The 21,241-nt window shown below is 64.1% G+C and carries 18 protein-coding genes and 2 pseudogenes; 10 read left to right on the top strand and 10 right to left on the bottom strand.

The annotated features are described in order from the left end of the window. Positions 1-362: 362 nt before the first annotated feature. Positions 363-983 carry a nitroreductase family protein gene (locus tag WFR25_RS19095; protein ID WP_336972936.1) on the bottom strand — a complete coding sequence of 207 codons (621 nt, stop codon included), beginning with the start codon at positions 981-983 and terminating at the stop codon, positions 363-365. 396 nt (positions 984-1,379) lie between these two features. Further along, a complete protein-coding gene (locus WFR25_RS19090; protein WP_272799551.1) occupies positions 1,380-2,381 on the bottom strand; it encodes a zinc-dependent alcohol dehydrogenase family protein in 1,002 nt (333 codons plus the stop codon). Positions 2,382-2,528: 147 nt separating this feature from the next. Here WFR25_RS19090 and WFR25_RS19085 point away from each other — a divergent pair, with 147 nt between their 5' ends. Continuing rightward, the gene (locus WFR25_RS19085; RefSeq protein ID WP_272799550.1) at positions 2,529-2,744 is read left to right on the top strand and encodes a hypothetical protein; all 216 of its coding nucleotides are present in this window, start codon (positions 2,529-2,531) and stop codon (positions 2,742-2,744) included. A gap of 551 nt (positions 2,745-3,295) precedes the next feature. Here WFR25_RS19085 and WFR25_RS19080 read toward each other — a convergent pair. The 5 genes and pseudogenes from WFR25_RS19080 to WFR25_RS19060 all read right to left on the bottom strand — a co-directional run. After that, positions 3,296-5,071, bottom strand: coding sequence for a SulP family inorganic anion transporter (locus tag WFR25_RS19080; RefSeq protein WP_336972934.1), 1,776 nt, complete (start codon positions 5,069-5,071; stop codon positions 3,296-3,298). Between the two features lie 6 nt (positions 5,072-5,077). Further along, on the bottom strand, positions 5,078-5,674 hold the full coding sequence (locus WFR25_RS19075) for an HdeD family acid-resistance protein (RefSeq protein ID WP_272799549.1): 597 nt from the start codon (positions 5,672-5,674) through the stop codon (positions 5,078-5,080). Between the two features lie 345 nt (positions 5,675-6,019). Beyond that, a complete protein-coding gene (locus WFR25_RS19070) occupies positions 6,020-6,199 on the bottom strand; it encodes a BON domain-containing protein (RefSeq protein ID WP_272799548.1) in 180 nt (59 codons plus the stop codon). 106 nt (positions 6,200-6,305) lie between these two features. After that, positions 6,306-6,446 (bottom strand): annotated as a pseudogene (locus WFR25_RS19065) (BON domain-containing protein); the annotation flags it as partial. 70 nt (positions 6,447-6,516) lie between these two features. Further along, a pseudogene (locus tag WFR25_RS19060) lies at positions 6,517-6,564 on the bottom strand (hypothetical protein); the annotation flags it as partial. Between the two features lie 278 nt (positions 6,565-6,842). On the opposite strand from WFR25_RS19060, the gene WFR25_RS19055 reads away from it, so the two are divergent. The 6 genes from WFR25_RS19055 to WFR25_RS19030 all read left to right on the top strand — a co-directional run bounded on the left by WFR25_RS19055 (position 6,843) and on the right by WFR25_RS19030 (position 12,466). Next, on the top strand, positions 6,843-7,913 hold the full coding sequence (locus WFR25_RS19055) for a zinc-dependent alcohol dehydrogenase family protein (protein WP_333975392.1): 1,071 nt from the start codon (positions 6,843-6,845) through the stop codon (positions 7,911-7,913). Next, positions 7,910-9,034 (top strand): VIT1/CCC1 transporter family protein, encoded by a 1,125-nt coding sequence (locus tag WFR25_RS19050; protein ID WP_272799546.1) that lies wholly within the window; start codon positions 7,910-7,912, stop codon positions 9,032-9,034. The genes WFR25_RS19055 and WFR25_RS19050 overlap by 4 nt, the downstream gene beginning before the upstream one ends. Positions 9,035-9,181: 147 nt before the next feature. Next, positions 9,182-9,937: a sensor histidine kinase gene (locus WFR25_RS19045; protein WP_272799545.1), complete on the top strand. Its 756-nt coding sequence runs from the start codon at positions 9,182-9,184 to the stop codon at positions 9,935-9,937. Then, the gene (locus WFR25_RS19040; protein ID WP_272799544.1) at positions 9,909-10,559 is read left to right on the top strand and encodes a BON domain-containing protein; all 651 of its coding nucleotides are present in this window, start codon (positions 9,909-9,911) and stop codon (positions 10,557-10,559) included. The genes WFR25_RS19045 and WFR25_RS19040 overlap by 29 nt, the downstream gene beginning before the upstream one ends. A 14-nt stretch (positions 10,560-10,573) precedes the next feature. Beyond that, complete coding sequence (locus tag WFR25_RS19035; protein ID WP_169572519.1) at positions 10,574-10,858, top strand: hypothetical protein; 285 nt, start codon at positions 10,574-10,576, stop codon at positions 10,856-10,858. Between the two features lie 6 nt (positions 10,859-10,864). After that, positions 10,865-12,466 (top strand): MBL fold metallo-hydrolase, encoded by a 1,602-nt coding sequence (locus WFR25_RS19030; protein ID WP_336972930.1) that lies wholly within the window; start codon positions 10,865-10,867, stop codon positions 12,464-12,466. Positions 12,467-12,496: 30 nt separating this feature from the next. Here the strand turns inward: WFR25_RS19030 and WFR25_RS19025 are convergent, their stop codons facing one another. From WFR25_RS19025 to WFR25_RS19015, 3 genes are all read right to left on the bottom strand, one after another. Further along, entirely contained in the window at positions 12,497-14,011 is a 1,515-nt protein-coding gene (locus WFR25_RS19025; protein ID WP_239659723.1) for an acetyl-CoA hydrolase/transferase family protein, read from the bottom strand. 192 nt (positions 14,012-14,203) lie between these two features. Then, positions 14,204-16,735: a magnesium-translocating P-type ATPase gene (mgtA, locus tag WFR25_RS19020; protein WP_169572522.1), complete on the bottom strand. Its 2,532-nt coding sequence runs from the start codon at positions 16,733-16,735 to the stop codon at positions 14,204-14,206. Continuing rightward, entirely contained in the window at positions 16,732-17,457 is a 726-nt protein-coding gene (locus WFR25_RS19015) for a Bax inhibitor-1/YccA family protein (protein WP_169572524.1), read from the bottom strand. The genes mgtA and WFR25_RS19015 overlap by 4 nt, the downstream gene beginning before the upstream one ends. Before the next feature lie 140 nt (positions 17,458-17,597). On the opposite strand from WFR25_RS19015, the gene WFR25_RS19010 reads away from it, so the two are divergent. The 3 genes from WFR25_RS19010 to WFR25_RS19000 all read left to right on the top strand — a co-directional run bounded on the left by WFR25_RS19010 (position 17,598) and on the right by WFR25_RS19000 (position 21,135). Beyond that, positions 17,598-19,409 carry a PHA/PHB synthase family protein gene (locus WFR25_RS19010; RefSeq protein WP_336972927.1) on the top strand — a complete coding sequence of 604 codons (1,812 nt, stop codon included), beginning with the start codon at positions 17,598-17,600 and terminating at the stop codon, positions 19,407-19,409. Further along, a complete protein-coding gene (locus tag WFR25_RS19005; protein ID WP_333972209.1) occupies positions 19,393-20,448 on the top strand; it encodes a lysylphosphatidylglycerol synthase transmembrane domain-containing protein in 1,056 nt (351 codons plus the stop codon). Before WFR25_RS19010 ends, WFR25_RS19005 begins: the two co-directional genes overlap by 17 nt. 75 nt (positions 20,449-20,523) lie before the next feature. After that, positions 20,524-21,135, top strand: coding sequence for a murein L,D-transpeptidase catalytic domain family protein (locus tag WFR25_RS19000; RefSeq protein ID WP_272799540.1), 612 nt, complete (start codon positions 20,524-20,526; stop codon positions 21,133-21,135). Positions 21,136-21,241: the final 106 nt, after the last annotated feature.

Genomic DNA, 21,241 nt, shown 5'->3' with positions numbered 1-21,241 from the left:
ACATAGGCGAGGCCTGGAAGGTGAGGGGGGTCTCGCAGCGGATGATCCGCTATTACGAGATGATCGGCTCGCACCCGCTGCACCGCGACGGGACAGCGGGTACCGCGACTATCCAACGCCGACGCGAACCGGCAGCGGTTCATCGCCAATGCACGCGATCTCTGTTTTTCGACAAAGGAGATCGAAATCGCCCGCAGACGTGCGCCTTACCATTTCCTGGAACTGGAGAGCCAACAGGACTGGCGATTACGCACGCGGATGGACAGGTCGTTCGAGCGACGACCGGTTGAACCCGCCAAATCTTCCCCAAAGGTATCAGGCGCAGCTTCCTTGCGGCGGTTCGCCCGCCGGAAGGCGGGCGTTCAATCGATCCACCGCGACTGCGGTGGTTGGCGGGGGACGAGGCCGGCGGGCGCGGCGGAATGGCCGATGATTATCGGGGCAACCGGCACGAAATCGTCAGGAACGCCCAGCGCATGCTTGCCGTCCGCAGTCTCGAGCCAGCGTTGGGCAAAGCCGATCCAGCAGGATCCCAGGCCCTGTCCGTGCGCCGCCAGCATCAGATTCTCGGCCGCCAGGGTGGCATTTTCGATCGCCCATCCTCCGGCGCGTGCTGAGATAGTGATGAGGACCGGCGCATGATAAAAAATGTGAAAATCTGGACTTTCAAGAGTCTTGTGCAGATGTTCCGGAAAAGATCCGCGTGGCATCGTCTCTACCATATACGCTTTGGCGGCTGCCGAAATCCGATCGAGCAGCGCGATGTTCTGGACAATGGTGAAATCCCAAGGCTGTTCGTTGACGGCGCTCGGGGCCTGAATGGCGGCGTCGATCAAGCTTTCCAGTACATCTTTTGAAACAGGAGTCGCCGTATAGGCGCGTGTTGCACGGCGTCCGTAGATCGCTTCAGTCAGGTCCATGTGCTGCACTCCGCAATAGATCGAGGCTTGGTTTCGTCCGATGCCGCTGGCGCCGGTGGGCAATCGTCCCCGCGGCTTTTTGGTCGGTTCAGAGTCGATCGGAAATGCAGCGGTTCCAATCCGTATAATAACGGAGTGCCTGAGGCACCCGAAAGACCGGGCTGGCTGTAACATTCACTTTCCTGATTAGGCACCATCGTCAGCCGATTTGTTGATACGAAATGGGAACAAATGACCCATTCCGGAGGCTTGAACGATGGCGCGCAACAAGGTTCAGCTCAGAAAGGGCTGAGTGACGCTGGTTCACGCTCAGTTATCGGGCTTAATCGGGACACGACGGTTCACCGACGGCGCGGGAGACGTCGTTGTTCAGGAGTCCGCCGAACGAGATGCTTGTCTGGCCCGCGCCCGTCCCGTCCGCCATCATTCACGGGGAGCATGGTGTCTCTGATGGCCCGCCTATGTCTCCGGATGGGGACAGATCACGGCGGCGCCAGTCAACTGACCCTCGCGCAACCGTTGCAATGCCTCGTTCGCATGCTCCAGCGTAAAGCGTTCGGTCACGGTCCTGATCCCCGTCTTTTCGATCATCTCAAAGAAGGAGATCCCGTCCTGACGCGTCAGATTGGCGACCGAAAGGATCGCACGCTCACCCCAGAGATCGGCATAGGGGAAGGCAGGGATGTCGCTCATGTGAATTCCCGCGCAGACGACACGTCCACCCTTGCGAACGACCTTCAGCGCGGCTGGCACCAGCGCGCCTACGGGCGCAAAGATCAGCGCGGCATCGAGCTGAACTGGAGGCGCCGCCTCGGATGACCCGGCCCAGACGCAGCCGAGCGACCGCGCGAAGGCCTGTCCGTCTTCGTCGCCTGGCTTGGTGAAGGCATAGACCTCACGTCCCTGGCATGTCGCGACCTGGGTGAGGATGTGCGCGGCCGCGCCGAAACCGTACAGCCCGATCCGCCGCCCGTCGCCGGCGAGACGCAGCCCGCGCCAGCCGATGAGGCCAGCACACAACAGGGGGGCAGCTTCCGCATCGGTGAAGCGATCGGGTAGCGCAAAACAATAGCGTGCGTCCGCCACGACATGGCTGGCATAGCCGCCGTCGCGGGTACAGCCCGTAAACTCCGGCTGATCGCAGAGATTTTCGTGACCGCTCCTGCAAAAGCTGCAGACGCCGCAGGTGTGGCCGAGCCACGGAACGCCAACGCGTTGCCCGATCGCGAAGCCTGCGGCTTCTTCGCCCACGGCAAGCACCCGGCCAACAATCTCATGACCCGGGATGATTGGGTAATGGGCGGGAATTTCACCGTCGAGCACATGGAGGTCGGTGCGGCAGACACCACAGGCCGCCACCTTGATCAGGAGCTCCGCCGGGCCGGCAACGGGCAACGGCCGCGCGACCATGCGCAACGGCTTGCCGGGTCCGTCGAGTTGCATGGCGCGCATCTGGCCCATGTCATGATCCTATCATTGGCAGTACGGTCAGTCTCGCACACTTTGCCGGGTACCGCCCTAAGTAGACTTACCCAATTCGGTCGCGCATTCGACGCGGCATACCCTGCCTATATCGACCCTGCGTGAGAGGCCGGTATGCGGAAGGATATGCTTGCGATCATCGAGGGCGGCGAGCAGTCGGTTCTCGCGATCCATGATGCAATTGCCCTTGCCGAACTGCATGGCACTCATCTCGGACTGACAATGCCCACCAAGCGGCAAATGCTTATCGCCGCCTTCGATCCGGTAGGATATTGCTGGCCTGAGCCGGTGCGCGAAGCAGACATGTACACCATCTCGACGAAGTTCGAGAACGGACGGTGAGGGCGACCATTCCGGTCGATGTGCAGGGACTCTGTGACGAACCAGCGGCCCTTCCGAGTCTGGCCAATATCCAGGGCCGCTACGCTAACCTCGTGTCGATCGGCCCCAGTCCCTAATGGACCGACAAAAGGTTGCGCCGTCACGTCGCGATGGCGACATTGCTGGGGTTCGGGCGCACCCACGCCCTTCATCCGACAGGCTGGATGCCGGCACCGGTGCGGCACGCAATTCTCGGCTTAAACGCTTCGCCGGAGGCGTCGCGAGCCGGGCACGCTCATCGCGCTTGCCGAGCCGGGCACCACCATCGATTGATATCGCGGGTCACCTGGCGCATCATGGATTCGTCGTCGAGATTCATGCCCGGATGCCCGGAGACGGTCCGTTTCCGACGTGCTCCAACGTGTCGCGGTCACGGCCAAGGCGGATCTGCTTGCGATCGGCGCCTATGCGCGTTCGCGCTTCCGCGAAGTTCTGCTCGGCGGCGTCACATGCGACCTTATCGAGGCCAAGCGCGTTCCGATCCTACCGGTACACCCGACGGCGGTCGTCGATCAGGGCTCCGCCAGCTCGGACCCCATCCCGCCGGCTTCCGGGAGTCGAGTACCCTCGATATCGGCATGCGCCGCTTCCACTGCTCCTGAGAGTGTCTTCCTGTACCGGGCGTGGGGAGGGCGGGCGCCGTGGGTCAGAAGCGTCCGGCGAACGGCGGGCCGGGCGCCGGCGATATAGACGATTGCGCCCTTGCGGTGCGCCTTGCGCACGAAACCCTCGATCGTCGCCGCGGCGGTCGAGTCGAGCAGCGGCACAGCGGAAAAATCGATCACATAGGCCTTCGGATGCTCGCCGATCCGATCAAGCGCCGCCGCGACACTCGCCGCAGCGCCAAAGAAGAAGGCGCCAGAGATCCGATAGACGATGACATCGGGATTTGTCGCCAAGGCGACATCATAGGGCGTCCGGCCCTCCTCACCGCGGTCGGCCAAGTCCGTCTCTATCAGGGGCTGGGGACGCTCGATCTCCACGGCCTGCGCCATGCGATGGAGGAAGAGCAGCGTCCCGATGCCGAAGCCGACCAGAATGCCTTCCGTGAGATCGCGGAAGATGACGAGCAGCAGTGTCGCGAGCAGCACCACAGCGTCGCCGCGCGAAGCGCGAAACAGCGTGGCGATCTCCTGTTTCTCGATCATGTTCCAGGCGATTACGACGAGGACCGCGGCAAGCGTGGCGAGCGGGACATAGCTCAGCAGTGGCGCCGCGAGCAGGATGAAGAGCAGCAGGAAAGCGGCGTGCAGCATACCGGCTACCGGGCCATGGGCGCCGGCGCGCACGTTGGTCGCGGTGCGCGCGATCGTGCCGGTCACGCAGAAGCCGCCGAACAGCGCGGAGCCGATATTGGCGATGCCCTGGCCGACGAGCTCCGAATTGGAGCGGTGCCGCCGCCCGGTCATGCTGTCGGCAACCACGGCTGACAGGAGGCTTTCGATGCCGCCGAGCAGTGCGAAGGAGAGGGCGGCGGGCAATACGGCGCCGATTTTGGTGAGCGAGAGGGCCGGCAGCTGGGGTGACGGGAGCAGCTGGGGAATGCCGCCAAAGCGCGTGCCGATCGTCTCGATGGGGAGCCCGATCATCCAGGTGGTGATCGATCCCACGCAGACGGCGATCAGAAACGCCGGCCAGTGCGGACGAAGCCGGCGGACCGCGACGATGATCATGATCGACAGCAGCGAGATTGCGACCGCGGGCAGGCTGATCGTCGTCCATGCGCCCGCCAGCGCCGCGACCTTGGGGATGATCGCTCCGGGCTCCTTGCCGATTAGGGTCAGCCCCAGCAGTTCCTTGAACTGGCTGGCGAAGATGATGACGGCGATGCCTGCGGTGAAGCCGACGGTGACCGGGTACGGGATATATTTGATGAAAGTGCCCAGCCGCAGAAGGCCCATGGCGAGCAGGATCAGGCCGGACAGCAGCGTGGCAAGGATCAGCCCGTCAAACCCGTGCTGCGTGACCGTCGCAGCCACCAGCACGATGAACGCGCCGGCCGGCCCGCCGATCTGGAACCGGCTGCCGCCCAGCGCCGAGACGAGGAAGCCACCGACGATCGCGGTATGAAGACCCCGATCCGGCGTCACGCCCGAGGCGATCGCGATCGCCATCGAAAGCGGCAGGGCGACGACCGCGACCGTCAGCGCGGCCACGGCGTCGGCCTTGAGCGCGGAAAAACCATAGCCTTCGCGCAGCACCGTGAAGAGCTTGGGCGTGAACAGCTCTGCGAAGCCTGGCTCACGCATCATGAGCGGTCGTGCCCTCGGATCGAGCCGATTGCCCATTGCGCTCTAGCGCCAGCCCGAAGCGCGCATGCAGAACGTGGCGTTACGCAGGGACAGACCGATCAGGAGGAGGGCGACCCCCTGGAACAGCAGGTCTATCGACAGCACCAGCCCGAGAACCCAGATCGAATTGACCGGCCAGCCGAGTGCAATCACCAGCGCGACGGCAATGCTCGCAACGGCCGAGACGGCCATCCATCCCCAACGGGGCGGCGTGCGCGTTGTAAGCGCGATGAAGAGACGCAGAACGCCGGAGAGTCCGAGCGAGACGCCGAGGAACAGGGTCAGCAGGGTGGCCGCGAACAGGGGATCGAGGAACATCGCGGCAGCGGCCGCAAGATAAAGTAATCCGCTGAGAAGCCAGAATGTGAACCGCGTCCATTTTCTGACGCCGAAGGCATGGATGATCTGGAACGCGCCAGCGACGAGCATGACGGCCCCGACGTAAAAAGTCGCTGCAACGGTCGTGATGAACAGGTTTGCGGACGCAATGGCCCCCAACAGAACAAGCGCGATGCCGAGCGCCGCGAACCAGCGCCATGCGCCGCGCTGCTCGAGCGAAGCCGGGCCGTCGCCGAAGCGCGATCCTTGCGTGTAGATCATGATGTTCGCCTCCTATGCCTCTACGGTCCAACGCCCAACGACTGCTTGCTAGGCTCCGGCGATCTCCAGCACACTCCGTTTATCTACGGATTGGCGCCGCGCCCCCCAACGGTTCAGTTCAGCGCAACATTCAAACAACGTTCTCGTGCTGTCGCAGGAGCCGCCAGAAGTCACACCCGGTAAGCATATCCGACCCATGGCCTACAGCCATTTGCGGCCAGCCACAGCGTAGCTGGCAGGCAGCGGGATCTCGTCCTCGGCCGTCCCGGTATCATGAACGGCGACGCGCGCCTTATCAACCAGCGCAGCAACAATATCGTCGTTTACCAGAGCCCGTCACCGCGTTCACGAGATGATGATGTCATTCCGCACATCGGTGACCCCCGGTGCGGCCCATGCCGTTGCCGCGGCAACCCGCCTGTCGTGCGGCGAGTGAACCGTTCCGGAGAGCACGACATTCCCCTCCTGCGCGCTGACCGTGATAGTCTTCGGGTCGAAGAACCACGAACGATGAAGCGCGTGCATGATCGTGCATGATGTCGTCGCTGATATTCGAGACGTCGACCCGGCGCTTGATCGTGATCTGGTTGGACACGTCGATCACGCCGAGCAGCCGTCGGACATCCTGTTCGGCACTGTCCTTCTGATAGTGCCAGTCGACCTCGCCGGTCAGGGTGATCCACCCCTTTTCGACCTTTACCTTGATGGAGTCGAGCGGAACGGAAACGTCCCAGGCGAGACGACCGATCGCGGCAGCCGAAATGTCGGTCATCGAAAGGGAGCCGGATCTCGATCTCCTCGGCCACTGTCTTGACGCCCTTCACCCTGCGCGCCGCGGTTTCGGCTGCCTGCTTTTCCGCAAAGCTTTCGACATGACCCGTGAGCGTCACGACGCCAGCGTTCGCTGTGACACCGATATGGGCGGCGGTGACGCTCGTTTGAGCGTCACAAGTCTCTCGGCGCTTCTGGATATCGCGTTCCGTTATCGGGACATTCCAGCGCCAGAGACTTATCTCTAGCCAGCCCCACGGGACAGCTGAAACCCGTCAGAGGTCACAAGACGCCGACAGGATTCGATCCTTCCGTTAATCTACGGATAGGTTCGGCGCGAGTCCGGGTTCACATCGCTGGTCTTCATCACCGGTCCTGAAGGGACGCGCCAAGGCGCATGTCCGACATTCGGCTACAGAAAGGTTTGTGCATGAAAGCGCTCGTTTATCAGGGTCCAGGCGCCAAGGCGCTCGAGGACCGGCCCAAGCCCGAAATCCGCGACGCCGGCGACGCGGTCGTTCGCATCACGCGGACGACGATCTGCGGGACGGACTTGCATATCCTGAAGGGCGACGTCGCGACCTGCGCCCCGGGCCGCATCCTCGGTCATGAAGGCGTGGGCGTGGTCGAGGCGATCGGCGCGGGCGTCACCGTCTTCAAGCCGGGCGACCGCGTGCTCATCTCGTGCGTCACTGCCTGCGGCCGGTGCGACTATTGCCGTCGCGGCATGTATTCGCATTGCACGACGGGAGGCTGGATCCTCGGCAATGAGATCGACGGCACCCAGGCCGAATATGTCCGCATCCCCCATGCTGACACCAGCCTCTACCCGATCCCCGAGGGCGCCGACGAGGAGGCCCTGGTGATGCTGAGCGACATCTTGCCGACCGGCTTCGAGTGCGGCGTGCTCAACGGCAAGGTCGCGCCCGGGAGCAGCGTCGCCATCGTCGGCGCGGGGCCGATCGGGCTCGCGACGTTGCTGACCGCGCAATTCTATTCTCCTGCCCAGATCATTATGATCGATCTCGACGACAACCGGCTGGAAGTCGCCCGCCGTTTCGGCGCGACGCACGTCGTCAACAGCGCCGACGGGAAAGCGGCTGACGCGGTGAAGGTGCTGACCGAGGGACGCGGCGTCGACGCCGCGATCGAGGCTGTGGGCATTCCCGCCACCTTCGTGCTGTGCCAGGACATCGTCGCCCCGGGCGGCGTGATCGCCAATATCGGCGTCCACGGCTCCAAGGTCGACCTCCATCTGGAGCGGCTCTGGTCGCACAACATCTCGATCACGACGCGGCTGGTCGACACCGCGACGACGCCGATGCTGCTCAAGACGGTTCAATCTAAGAAGATCGATCCCAAGCTGCTGATCACGCACCGTTTCGCGCTGGCGGACATTCTCGACGCCTATGATACGTTCGGCCGCGCCGCTACGACCCAGGCACTGAAAGTGATCATAGAAGCTTGACGACCGGGACCGACCCTGACCCTCTGCCGCGCTATCGCTCCAATCTCCAGGGCGAGGTCGACGGCGCGGCGGTCTATGCGGCGCTGGCCGAGAGCGAGACCGATCCAAAGCTGGCCGAGGTGTTCCACCGGCTCGCCGCGGTCGAGCAGGCCCATGGCGAGTTCTGGCGCAAGCGGATCGAAGCCGGCGGCGGCCATTTTTCGCCTGCTCCCTCCGCAAGCGCACGCATCCTCTCCTGGCTGGCGAAGCGATTCGGACCGGCTTTCGTTCTGCCGGCGATCGCGGCCAGCGAGATGCGCGGCAGCACGGCCTATGACGCACAGCCCGAGGCGAGGGCCGCCGGGCTTCCGGGCGACGAGCGATCGCATGCCGCGCTGATGCGGGCCGCCGCCGGCAAAGGAGGTCTTTCCGGACCGACGATCGCGCTCCTCGAGGGACGCCACCGCGGCGGTGGCAACACATTGCGCGCCGCCGTGCTCGGAGCCAATGACGGCCTCGTCTCCAATCTCAGCCTGGTGATGGGTGTGGCCGGCGCCGCCGCGGCGGACAATACGCTGTTGCTCACGGGGCTTGCCGGTCTTGTCGCGGGCGCTTGCTCGATGGCGATGGGCGAATGGCTGTCGGTCACAAGCTCGCGCGAACTCTACCAGAGCCAGATCGCGACCGAAGCCGAAGAGTTGCGCGAGGTTCCCGGGGAAGAGAAGGAGGAGCTTGTCCTGATCTATCAGGCCAAAGGCATCGCCGAACCACAGGCGCGCGCACTGGCGGAGCGGCTGCTGAGCAATGAAGGAACCGCGCTCGACACGCTGGCGCGCGAGGAGCTCGGGATCGATCCGGATCAGCTCGGCGGGTCCGCCTGGACGGCCGCGACATGGTCGTTCCTGCTCTTTGCGACCGGCGCGATCATCCCGGTCGCGCCATTCCTGCTGCTCTCGGGGCGACCGGCGCTGATCGCCAGCCTGGCCGCCAGTGGCCTTGCCCTCGCGCTGATCGGCGCCGGCACGAGCCTTTTCACCGGCCGTTCCGCGCTGTTCTCGGCGGCGCGCCAACTCGTCATCGGGATTGCCGCTGCCGCAGTCACCTACGGTGCCGGGGCAATGGTCGGCGTGTCGCTCGGCTGACGGCCACGATGAAGCCGTCGCCAAGAGCCCGCGGCGTGAAACATCAATATGGAAGGACGCGAGCACGGGGGATCGACCCCTAAGTAACATTCCCGATTCTCCGGGCGCTTCCTGAGAGGGACAAGAATTGCGTCAACGGAGGGCGCCATGCACAGTGTCTCACTTCACCAGGATCCGGATATATCCACGCGTGAGACTATTCACGATCTGCGCAACCTCTTCGGCGTCGTGGCCTCCGCGCGGCACATGCTGGACGACAGGCCGACGGGCGATCGGCGGACATTGCTGCTCGACGCGATCGAGGACGCCGCGTGGCGCGGGGGACGACTTACCAGCGCGATGCTCGGGCAAGGCCGATCGGGAGGCGCCGCGACGCGCTTCGACCTCAACGAGCATCTCGCCGGTCTCGGGTCGCTGATGCGCGCGCGCGCCGGTCGGCACGTCGAAATCCGGTTCGAACCGGCCGTCGGCTCACTGCCCGTGAAGCTCGATCCCGCCGATCTGGACGCCGTGATCCTGGAGCTGGTCTCCAACGCCTGCGCGGCATTGGTGAGACCGGGCGTCATCCGGATCCGGACCAGACGGCTCGGAGGCCGCGTCCGGCTCATCGTCGCCGATAATGGCCGCGGCATGAGCGCCGCCGAACTCCACGCGGCGCTGCATCGATTCGAACAGCCCTCCGTGAACGGCTTCGGCCTCGACCGCGTCCGGCATTTCGTCGAGAACGCCCATGGCCGCCTGCGTTTCCGGAGCAGCGAGAACCGCGGCTCCGTCGCTTCCCTGAACTTGCCGCTGGTCCTCAAGGTCGCCGGCGCTGAGACCGCCGCGACGGCCCCCGCCCGGTGGAATAGAATGACCCGCAAGGAGATCAGACATGAAAAGCGACAGTCAATTACAGCGTGACGTTCTCGATGAGCTGGCGTGGGAGCCGAGCATCGACCACGCCGATATCGGCGTGGCCGTGACGGACGGCGTCGTCACACTTTCCGGATTCGTCAAAAGCTATCCGCAGAAGATGGCGGCGGAGAAGGCAACCCGGCGCGTTGCTGGGGTCAAGGCGCTCGCCGAGGAGATCAAGGTGCGCTTCGCCTCCGATCCGAAGACGGCCGATCATGAAATCGCCAAGCGCATCCTCGACTTGTTCTCCTGGAACGTCTCGATCCCCGACGACAAGATCGCGGTGAAGGTCGAGCATGGCTGGGTGACGCTGAGCGGCACGGTCGACTGGTATTATCAGAGTGATGAGGCCAGAAAGGTCGCCGGCAAGGTCAACGGCGTCATCGGCGTCAGCAACTTGATCGAACTGCACACGCTGCCGACCTCCGGCGACGTCAAGGATCGGATCGTGGCGGCGATCAAGCGCAACGCCGATCTCGACGCCGCTTCGGTCACCGTGTTCACCGATGGCGGCAAGGTGACGCTGGGCGGCAAGGTCAGGGCGTGGAACGAGCGGCAGATCGCCGAGCGCGCTGCATGGGCCGCTCCCGGCGTGACCAAGGTCGAGGATAATATCGTCGTCGTCTGACCTTCGTCTGGCGAATGGCGGAGCGGCTGCCGACGATTTCCGGCGGCCGCATCCGCGCCATCTCTTCTGAATTTGAAGCTTCGTTGATCGCGGCGCCATCCGCGCCGATAGGCTGCTCAGCCAACGTCCGGATGAATGCCGCCCAGAATATCGTCCCAAATACTGTTTTCGTGGCGGCAAGTCCTGCTTGGGTTGCTTCGCTTGCAACGCGTCGGACACTCTCCGCCGAAACAATGGACATGGGCAAGTTCGAGTGGGAGAAACGACCTGTCCCCAGCCGATCCAGGACAATGATCTGATACTTCATGACTGACGACCTCACACTCGCCTTCCACGGAGCAGCCCGTACTGTCACTGGCTCATGCATGGAATTCTGCCGTGACGGGAAACGGTTGCTTGTCGATTGCGGGCTCTTCCAGGGTTCCCGTACGCTCGAAGCGCTCAACCGGAGTGCCTTCCCGTTCGACGCGGAGGAGGTCGACGCGGTCATCCTGACCCACGCCCATATCGATCATAGCGGACTATTGCCCAGGCTCGTGGCCGAAGGCTTCACGGGCGAGATCTGGTGCACGGCGCCAACGGCGGATCTGCTCGAGTTCATGCTGGCCGACGCGGGGCGCATCCAGGAGAGCGACGCAACCCGACGCAATCGACGCAAGGATCGTGCGGACCAGCCAGAGATCCTGCCGATCTACACCGAGCAGGACGCGATGGCCGCGTGGCGGCAGACCCGGCCCGTTGAGCTCGAGACATGGTTTGAGCCCGTCCCCGGGTTCAGAGCGCGCCTTTGGAACGCCGGGCACATCCTGGGCTCGGCGTCGGTTGAGCTCGATGTCGGTGGGACGCATGTCCTGTGTTCCGGTGACCTTGGTCCCGAGCATAAGGCGTTTCAACGCAATCCCGAGGGTCCCTCGGGATTCGATCATGTCATCTGCGAATCCACCTACGGCGACCGCAAGCGCGACCATCTCGCCATCGGCGAGCGCCGAACCTTGCTGGAAGCCGAAATCAAGGGCGCGCTGGCGCGCGGTGGTAATCTCATCATTCCGGTGTTTGCGCTCGAGCGCACGCAGGAACTGCTGCTGGATATCGCCGCGCTGATCGACGCCAACCGCATTCCATCCACCCCCGTCTTCGTCGATTCCCCTTTGGCCAATCGCGCGACCAGCGTGTTCGCCAAATATGCCGGGTCGCTCGAGGATATGGAGGGCGAGAATGTCTTTGGTCACACGGCTTTTCATTTCGTCGATGATGTCGCGGAATCGATCCGGCTGAACAGCTTGTCGGGCGCCATTATCATGGCGGCATCGGGCATGTGTGAAGGCGGCCGCATCCGGCACCATCTCAAGCACAATCTCTTCCGACGCGAATCCACGCTACTGTTCGTCGGCTTCCAGGCGGAGGGTTCGCTGGGCCGGATCATTCTCGACGGCGCCGAGCGCGTGCGCATTTCGGGTGAGGACATCGTCGTGCGCGCCCAGATTCGGCACATCGACACCTATTCGGCGCACGCCGATCAGGACGATCTGCTGGCGTGGATGGAGGCGCGGCGTCCTGTCGGGGGCAGTCTCTTCCTCTCGCATGGGGAAGCGACGGCGATCGAGACGTTGCGTCGCATCACCCAGGCCCGCGAATTGAGCGCTTCCATCGTCGTGCCGGAGATGGGCGAAGTGTTCCGGTTGCCCGTCGGCACGCCCGCAGCCCGGATCAAGACCGGAGACCCGGAGCTTCAGCAGGCCGTGGGTCGCGACTGGCAGAACAGCTACGCTGATTTCGCCGCCGGCCTGAAACGCGAACTGGCGGAAATACAGGATGCCAGGATCCGTCAGCAGGCGCTCGACGATATGCGGGCTGTTCTGGAGAGCTACAAGAAGGTCCGGGACAAGCGCGCCGCCCGGCGGCATTGAGAGACGATGATCCGAGGGACTCGCGCTGGCTCAGGCCATCATCGTGCCTGTCTCCACGAAGCGCTGGTGCCATGACAGGGCTTCGGCCAACAGGGACGGAGAGTGCTTGCCGTAGGATGACCGCAAGGCCCGCTCGAAATAGTCGGACAGCGCAGGCTTGTAGCGAGGATGCGCGCATTTCTCGATGATCAGTCGCGCGCGCTGCTTGGGCGAGAGACCGCGCAAGTCGGCCAGGCCCTGCTCGGTCACGAGAATCTGGACGTCCTGGTTGATGTGGTCGACATGGCTCACTTGCGGCACGATGGCGGAAATCGCGCCACCCTTGGCGAGCGAGGGCGTCATGAAGATCGACACATAGGCGTTGCGGGCGAAATCGCCCGATCCGCCGATGCCGTTCTGGATGCGCGAGCCCATGACATGGGTGGAATTGACGTTGCCGTAGATGTCGGCTTCGATCAGCCCGTTCATCGCAATGCAGCCCAGCCGCCGGATCAGCTCGGGATGGTTGCTGATCTCCTGCGGACGCAGCACCATCTTGCCCCGAAAACGCTCCATGTCGGCATTGAGCCCGGCGGCGGCCTCGGGACTGAGCGAGAAGGCCGTCGCGGATGCCATCCGCAGCTTGCCGGCGGCAAGCAGGTCCAGCATCCCGTCCTGGATCACCTCGGTATAGGCGGTCATGTCCTCGAAAGGGCTGTCGACAAGGCCGGTCAGCACGGCGTTGGCGATGTTGCCTACCCCCGACTGGATCGGCAGCAGGGACGCGGGCAATCGGCCCTGTGCGACCTCATGGCGGAAGAAATCCAGCAGGTGACCGGCTATGGTCAGCGCGTCCTCGTCGGGCGCTTTGAACGGCAGATTGCGGTCGGGCGCGTCCGTTTCGACGATGGCGATGATCTTGGCGGGGTCGCACCGGAATCCGGTCTCGCCGATCCTGTCGTCCGGCCGCACGAGCGGGATCGGCACGCGGTGCGGGGGCAGGGCGGTGCCATAATAGATGTCGTGCATGCCCTCGAGCGCCGGGTTCTGCCAGCTGTTCACCTCGAGGATGACCTGGCTCGCCCTGTCCAGCCACGTCTTGTTGTTGCCGACCGACGACGAGGGGATCAGCGAGCCGTCCGGCCGGATGCCACTGATCTCCACTAGCGCCGTGTCCAGCGGACCCAGGAAGCCCTGCCACGCCATCGGCGCGACCTGGCTCAGATGCATGTCGAAATATTCCATCTCGCCGCGGTTGATCTTGTCGCGGGCGATCGGGTCGGAGTTGTAGGGCAGGCGGAATTCGATGCCATCAGCCTTGGCGAGCGCACCGTCGAGTTCCGGACCTGTCGACGCGCCGGTCCAGACGCGGAGCGAGAAGGGGTTGCCTGCGGCATGCTCGGCCTCGATCCGCTCGGCAAGGGCGAGCGGGACCGCCTTGGGATAGCCCGAACCAGTAAAGCCGCTCATGCCCACTGTGGTGCCGGGTGCGATCAACCGGGCGGCATCCTGCGCGCTCATCAGCTTCGACCGCAGCGCTTCGTAACCAATACGTCGTTCCTTCACCGTCCCGAATCTCCGATCGTGTTCAAACTGCCTGCAAGCATTCATGATACCGGGCCCGTGCGCCAGCGCCGTGCGTCCGCATGGGCGCTTACGGCCCCGGCCTATCGCTCCGCCGCGATGCCAATTGCCGGCATTTCAAACCATCCCGATAAGATCGAGGGTCGCGGTCATGCAGCCACGGCGGCCTCGTCATCAACGCGCGGACCTCGCTGGCCGCAATGCGAACCGCTTGAGGAACTCCGCGCTTGCCAGATAGCCGGCCACCAACAGCGCGATGGCGCCGAATATGGTTGCACCCGGTATCGCGAAGCCGAGCAGACCGGCCGAAGGCAGCAGCGGCAGCAGCAGCGCTGCCGCCAGGCCGGCCAGCGCGGTGACCGTCAGCACGATGTGAGGCCGGCTCGACCAGGCCGGGCGGGATGTACGGATCACGAACACGACGAGGATCTGCGTCATCATCGATTCCATGAACCAGGCCGTGCGAAACTCCGGGATGCCGACGTGGAAGACGCCGAGCAGAAGCGCGAAAGTCGCGAAGTCGAAGAGCGAGGAAAGCGGTCCCATGATCGCGGTGAAGCGTACGAGCCCCCTTATGTCCCATCCCTGCGGACGCGCCAGATCGCCGCTGTCCGCGGTGTCGAACGGGATGCCGATCTCGGAAAGGTCGTAGAGAAGGTTGTTGAGCAGCACCTGCACCGGCGTGAGCGGCAGGAACGGCAGGAACAGCGACGCGATCGCCATGGTCAGCATGTTGCCGAAGTTGGAACTCGTTCCCATCCGGACATATTTCATGATGTTGGCATAGGTCCGTCGCCCCTCCGCGACACCATCGGCGAGCACGCCGAGATCGGGCGCGAGCAGGATCATGTCGGCCGCCTCGCGGGCCACATCGGTGGCGCCGTCGACAGACAGGCCGACATCGGCGGCGCGGATCGCCGGCGCGTCGTTGATGCCGTCGCCGATGAAGCCCACCGTGTGACCGCGTGCACGGAGAGCGCGGACGATCCGCGTCTTCTGGTCGGGCGTGACCCGAGCGAAAAGGTCGACCTGTTCCACCCGGGCAGCTAGTGCTGGATCATTCAGCTTCGCGATCTCTTCGCCGGTCAAAATACCTTCGACCGGCAGGGCGAGCGCCGCCACGAGATGCTGGATCACGGGCGCCGCATCGCCCGAAATCACCTTGATGCGAATGCCCGCCGCTTCGAGCCGGGCGACTGCGGACGTGGCGCTCGGTTTGGGCGGGTCGACGAACACGCAATAGCCCGCGAACACCAGCTCGTCCTCTCCTCGGGCGTCGATTCGCTCTTGCCCGGCCGCCGGTTTCCATGCGATCGTGAGCAATCTCAGCCCCTGCGCCGCGCGATCGTCGCGCAGCGCGCACAGACGGGCGCGCAGCGCATCGTCGAGCGGCACGAACTCTCCCGATCGGTCCTGCGCTCTTGTGCACAAGGCGAGCAGCGTCTCGGGCGCGCCCTTGACGATCTCGATCCGCTCGCTTCCCTGCTCGGCAAGCACCGCGACGCGCCGCCGCTCGAAATCGAACGGCCGTTCATCCAGCTTGCGCCAGCCCTCGAGCGAGCGGCCGGTCATGTGGAGCAGCAACGCCTGGTCGAGCGGACTTTTCAGGCCGGTCTCGAAGCGGGCGTTGACCGCCGCCAACTCCGCCACCCGCTCGTCATCCTCGCCGTCGATGCCCGGGTGGCCGACGAGTGTGATCCGCGCCTCGGTGAGCGTGCCGGTCTTGTCGGTGCACAATATATCCATCTGGCCGAGGTCGTGGATCGCGGATAGCCGCTTCACCACGACTTTGGCTTTCGCCATCCGCTGAGCGCCGCGCCCGAGCGCGACGGTCATGATCATCGGCAAAAGCTCGGGTGTCAGGCCCACCGCGAGCGCCATCGCGAACAGGAAGGATTGCAGCGGCGGCCGCCCGAGCGCGAGATGGGCGAGCAGCACGAACAGCACGAGGAAGATCGTGAGCCTGACGATCAGCACGCCGAGCTTGTGGATGCCATGCTCGAAAGCAGTCGTCGGCTGTTTGCCGGCGAGCGAACGCGCGATCGCGCCGAAGCGCGTGCGCAAACCGGTCTGGACGACGAGCATTGTCGCCGTGCCGCCAATGAGCGATGTCCCGTGGAACAGCGCGTTGCGCGCGTCGGCCGGCGTCTCGGCGACCATGACGGGCTCGATCTGCTTTTCGACCGGATAGGGTTCGCCGGTCAGCAGCGCCTCGTTCACCTGCGCGCCGTTCGCCGCCAGGACGACGCCATCGGCGGGGACGAGATCGCCCGCCGCAAGCATGACGATATCGCCGGCCACCAACTCGCGCACGGGCAACTCGATCGGCTTGCCGTCGCGCAGCACGGTCGCATGAAGGGCGATCGCCCGCTTGAGCGCTTCCGCCGTCGCTTCGGCCCTGTGCTCCTGGACGAGATCGAGGGTGGTAGACAGCGCGACGACGAGGAAAATGATGGCAAAGCTCGCCATGTCGCCGGTGGCCCCGGCTATGCCGGCGGCCACGAGCAGGATAGCGATCAGCGGATTGCCGAGGCGGCGCAGGAGGTCGAGCAGGAGATGCCGCTGCTTCGCCGCGGAGATCTCGTTCGGCCCGTCACGGTCGAGACGCGCGGCAGCCTCATTCGACGACAGCCCGTCGCAGGTCGCGGCGAGCGTGCGGAGAGAATCGTCGGGCGTGGCTTGCCAGAACGCCTGCGGCTCGGTCACCACCGCTCCCGTCCGCTGAACCGCAGCAACGACAGGAACAGGTTCAGGAAATCGAGGTAGAGCGTCAGCGCACCCAGCACCGCAGCGCCATTGCGCCCATCCGCGGCGCCCTCCTCATATTGACGCTTCAGCCGCTGTGCATCGAATGCGGTGAGCCCTGCGAACAGCAGGATGCCGACGCCCGAGGTGAGCAGATCGACAGTGCCTGAGCGCACGAACAGATTAAGCAGCATCGTCACGATGAGCCCGACGAGCGCGATCGTGAAGAAGGCGCCCAGGCCCGACAGATCCTTGTGCGTGACAGTGCCCACCAGAGCGAGCACGGCAAATCCGGCCGCAGCGGAAACGAAGGTGTAGCCGACGCTGTCGCTGCTGTAGGTGAGCAGCAAGCTGCCAAGCGACAATCCGACGAGCGCGGTGTAGAGGATGAAGATCGCGCTGGCCGTCGAGGCAGACAGCCGATCGACCCGTGCGCCGAGCAGGATCACCAGTCCCAGGGGCGCCAGCGTCACGATCCATCCAATGATGGTGAGCCCGTCGGCAGTGAACAGGGCGTCCGCGAGCGATCGGCTGTAGGAGGCCAGAAGGGCGAACGCTGCCGATAGGATCACGCCGCCGGCCATGTGGAGATAGACCGCGCTCATATAGGCGCCCAGCCCACGATACCCGCCGTTCGCATTGCCGGATGCCGGCCACTCAAATTCGTTGCTTCGATGGAGCATACGCCGGTCCTCGCCTTGGGTAAAAGCTACACTTCTACCCTGTGTCGGCACGTCGCTGCGACCAATCCGCAAAGCTACGTAAGCTGACGGGCGGCCCGGGTCCGTAGGCTTACCTAATTCGTGGCGCTGCCGAAGTCCCTATGAGCCAAGTGACAGGCAACGAGGAGCAGGCAGTGGTTTCGCTATCGACGCCCGACGGAACGGCAACAAAATGTGCTGGTGGTCCATATGACGGATGGGCCGAACTGTTCCTTCGCCCCACGAGAGCGGCCGTTGCAACCCTTACAGGCGGGCTGGCGCCGTCGTCGCTCGGTGAGGCCTTCGCAGACTGGGCGACGCATCTCGCCTTATTTCCAGGTAGCCAAATGCATATTGTTGCCGAGACCGTCCGCGAATTTATGTCGCTCGCCGGTGGTGAGTGGCGGACTGCTGCGTCCGCAGGCGCACCCAAGCCCCAAGCCGGCCCTCCAACGCGGGAACACCGCTTCGACGATCCTTCCTGGGAGGCATGGCCTTTCGATCTGATACGTCAGTCCTTTTTGCACAGCGAGAGGTGGTGGGATGAGGCGGCGTGCGATATTCTTGGGGTTACAGCGCAGCATCGGGCAATCATGCGCTTTTCGATCCACCGGATACTCGACATGCTGGCGCCCTCGAACTTTGTCGCCACCAATCCGGTCCTCCAGCACCGCATCATCGAAACCCAGGGCAAATGCCTGGTCGATGGTTTGGCAACCCTGATCGAGGACTGGCTCCGCTCGCTTGCGGGAGAGCGGCCGGCCGGCGCCGAATGCTATCGTCCTGGCGCCGACGTGGCGATCACGCCGGGCAAGGTAGTTTATCGGAACGATCTGATCGAGCTCATCCAATATGCGCCGACAACGCAGGCCGTCCGTCCGGAACCGTTGCTGATCGTTCCGGCATGGATCCTCAAATATTATGTTCTCGACCTGTCGCTTGAGAATTCGCTGGTGCGCTGGCTCGTGGGGCAGGGGCATACGGTGTTCATGATTTCGTGGCGCAATGTCGGCGAAGGCGGTCGCGCGCTCGACCTGGAGGATTATCGTCGGCTGGGTATCATGGCGTCGCTTGACGCGATCACCGCGATCACCGGCGGGAACAGAGTTCACGCTACGGGTTACTGTCTCGGGGGAACCTTGCTCGCGATCGCGGCGGCGGCGATGGCGCGCGATGGCGATGATCGTTTTGCGTCGATGACGCTGTTCGCCGCGCAAACCGATTTCAGCGAACCGGGCGAGGTCGGCCTGTTCATCGACGCGGCGCAGCTCGATTTTCTTGAGACGATGGCGCGCGCACGGGGTTATCTCGACAGCGCGCAAATGAGCGGCGCTTTCCAGGCGCTGCGCTCGAACGAACTTGTCTGGCCCTATTTTGTCCGCGACTATCTCATGGGCGCACGCGGCCCGATGAGCGACCTGCAAGCCTGGCACAGCGACGCCACGCGCCTGCCATTTGCAGCGCATAGCCAGTATCTTCACTCCCTGGCTCTTGCTAACGATTTGGCCGAGGGACGGTATGAGGTCGATGGTCGACCGATCCCCCTCGAAAATATCCATGTACCGGTTTTCGCGGTCGGCGCCGAAAGCGACTATGTCGCGCCCTGGCGCTCCGTCTACAAGATCCATCGGCTGATGGGCACGGAGGTGACATTTCTGCTCACCACCGGCGGCCATGACGACGGAATTGTATCCGAACCCGGCCATCCGGATCGATTCTATCGGTTGCTCGCACGACCGGCAGACGCGGACGGCGTCGATCCTGAAACCTGGATGGCCCGGACATCGTCAGAAGCTGGTTCGTGGTGGCCGGCATGGGCCGCCTGGCTCGATTTGCATTCAAGCCCTCCAGGCGTACCGCCGCCGCTCGGCGGTTCTGGCGTGAACGCTGGAACGCTCGGGAACGCGCCGGGCAGCTATGTCCTCGAAAGCTGACGAGGCGACCGCCACAAAGCCGTCGGGCGCATGGCGGTCCTGGTTTCTCGGCATCATCCTTGTGGCGGCGCTGGTCGGAGCGGTGCTGCATTTCGGCGAGATCGAGAATTTCGGCCGGCTGGTCGCTCGCGCCAATCTCTTCTGGTTGGCTCTTGCCGTCCTGTTCCAGCTTTCGACCTATGCCAGCGTGGCGGCTGGCTGGGCGGCGGTGCTGCGCAGCGCCGGCGCCTCGCGGCCGCTTTCCTGGTTGATGCGCATCGCGCTCACCAAATTGTTCGCGGACCAGGCGGTGCCAAGCGCGGGAATGGGGGGCAATGTCCTCCTCGTCGACCAACTCGTGCGGTTGCGCGTGCCGCGCGGGACGGCCGTGGCGGCGCTGCTTGTCTCGATGACAGGATATTACGCCGCCTTCGCCTTCTTCGCGGTCGCCATGCTGGTCCTGTTATGGCTCCACGACAAGGCGACGCCGCTGATGGCCGGTATGGTCACCACATTTCTGCTGGTGGCGCTCGCCATTCCGTCGCTCGCGCTCTGGCTCAGACATCGCGGCAGCCAGCCCTTGTCGCCCCGGCTCGAACGGGTGGGCGTGGTCCGTAACCTTTTGGAGATCGTCGGTCAGGCCCCGGCCCATCTGATCGGTGATCGCCCGCTTTTGCTTCGCGTCACGGGCTTCAATGCATTGGTCTTCCTTGCCGACGCCGCGACGCTCTGGGCCTGTCTTGACGCGCTGGGAGGACCCGCCGGTTTCGGAACTGCGTTCATTGCGCTGATCATGGCGTCGATCGTCGTGACGCTGGGCCCGATCCCGCTGGGTCTCGGCAGCTTCGAGGCGACGTCGACCGCAACGCTTGGTTTCCTGGGTGTGCCGATCGAGAATGCCTTTGCCGCCACCATGCTGCTGAGGATCCTGACATTGTGGCTGCCGCTTCTGCCCGGTCTTATGATGATGCGCTCGGTACTCAGGCGGCGTCCGCATCGGTCTCGGCGATCGTCTCGAACCAGCCCGCCCGGCAATCTTCCCGATTCTCGTAAGGTTTAGTACTTATCTGTGAAGTGGCTCATATGATGCTTATCATGGTCTTGATCAGCAAACAGATAGTGGTTCAAGACAAGCGTGACATTCATTTCCAGGCGCCACCTGCTTCTGGGTGGCGGTGCAGCTGCTTTGGGCATGTTACAGCAGACGAACGGGCTTGCCGCCCTGCCCGGACCAGCTCTTCCGCGCCCGGCCTTGCTTCAACGCGCATTGAGTGCGCTGGACCGCCACCACGCGACGATAAAGCATCGCGACGTGATCGGTATCGTGGATTTCAGCCAGGCGTCGCGCATTCCCCGGTTCCACATCGTCGATGTGATGAGCGGGCGAAGCCAAAGTCTGCTGGTCGCGCACGGGCGCGGGTCCGATCCGGATCATAGCGGCTGGGTCGAGCGCTTCTCGAATTCACCGGGCTCGGCGGCGTCTTCAGCGGGCGCTTATCTGGTCGGCAACGGCTATTCAGGCAAGCATGGTCGCTCGCAGCGCCTGATCGGCCTTGACCCTGAGAACAGCAACGCCGAGGCGCGCGCCATTGTCATCCATGCGGCATCCTACGTATCGGATGACATCGTTCGCGCCACCGGCAAGCTCGGGCGAAGCCAGGGGTGCTTTGCTGTTGCACAGGCCGATATAGCCCAAATTCTCGGCCGGCTCGGCCCGGGCCGAATGATCTACGCGGCCAAGCTTTAGTCAAGCGATCAAGGCGTTCGCGGTACGCCGCCGTCGGTGAGGTCCGGACTCGGCTTCCCTGCACATTTCATCTCTTGTGCCGCCAAGAAGCTGAACCAGAGGGCCT

The organism is Sphingobium aromaticiconvertens, from assembly GCF_037154075.1.
GTDB lineage: Bacteria > Pseudomonadota > Alphaproteobacteria > Sphingomonadales > Sphingomonadaceae > Sphingobium > Sphingobium aromaticiconvertens.
Note: the sequence above shows the minus strand (reverse complement) of the source record. Positions and strands in the feature narration are given on the sequence as shown.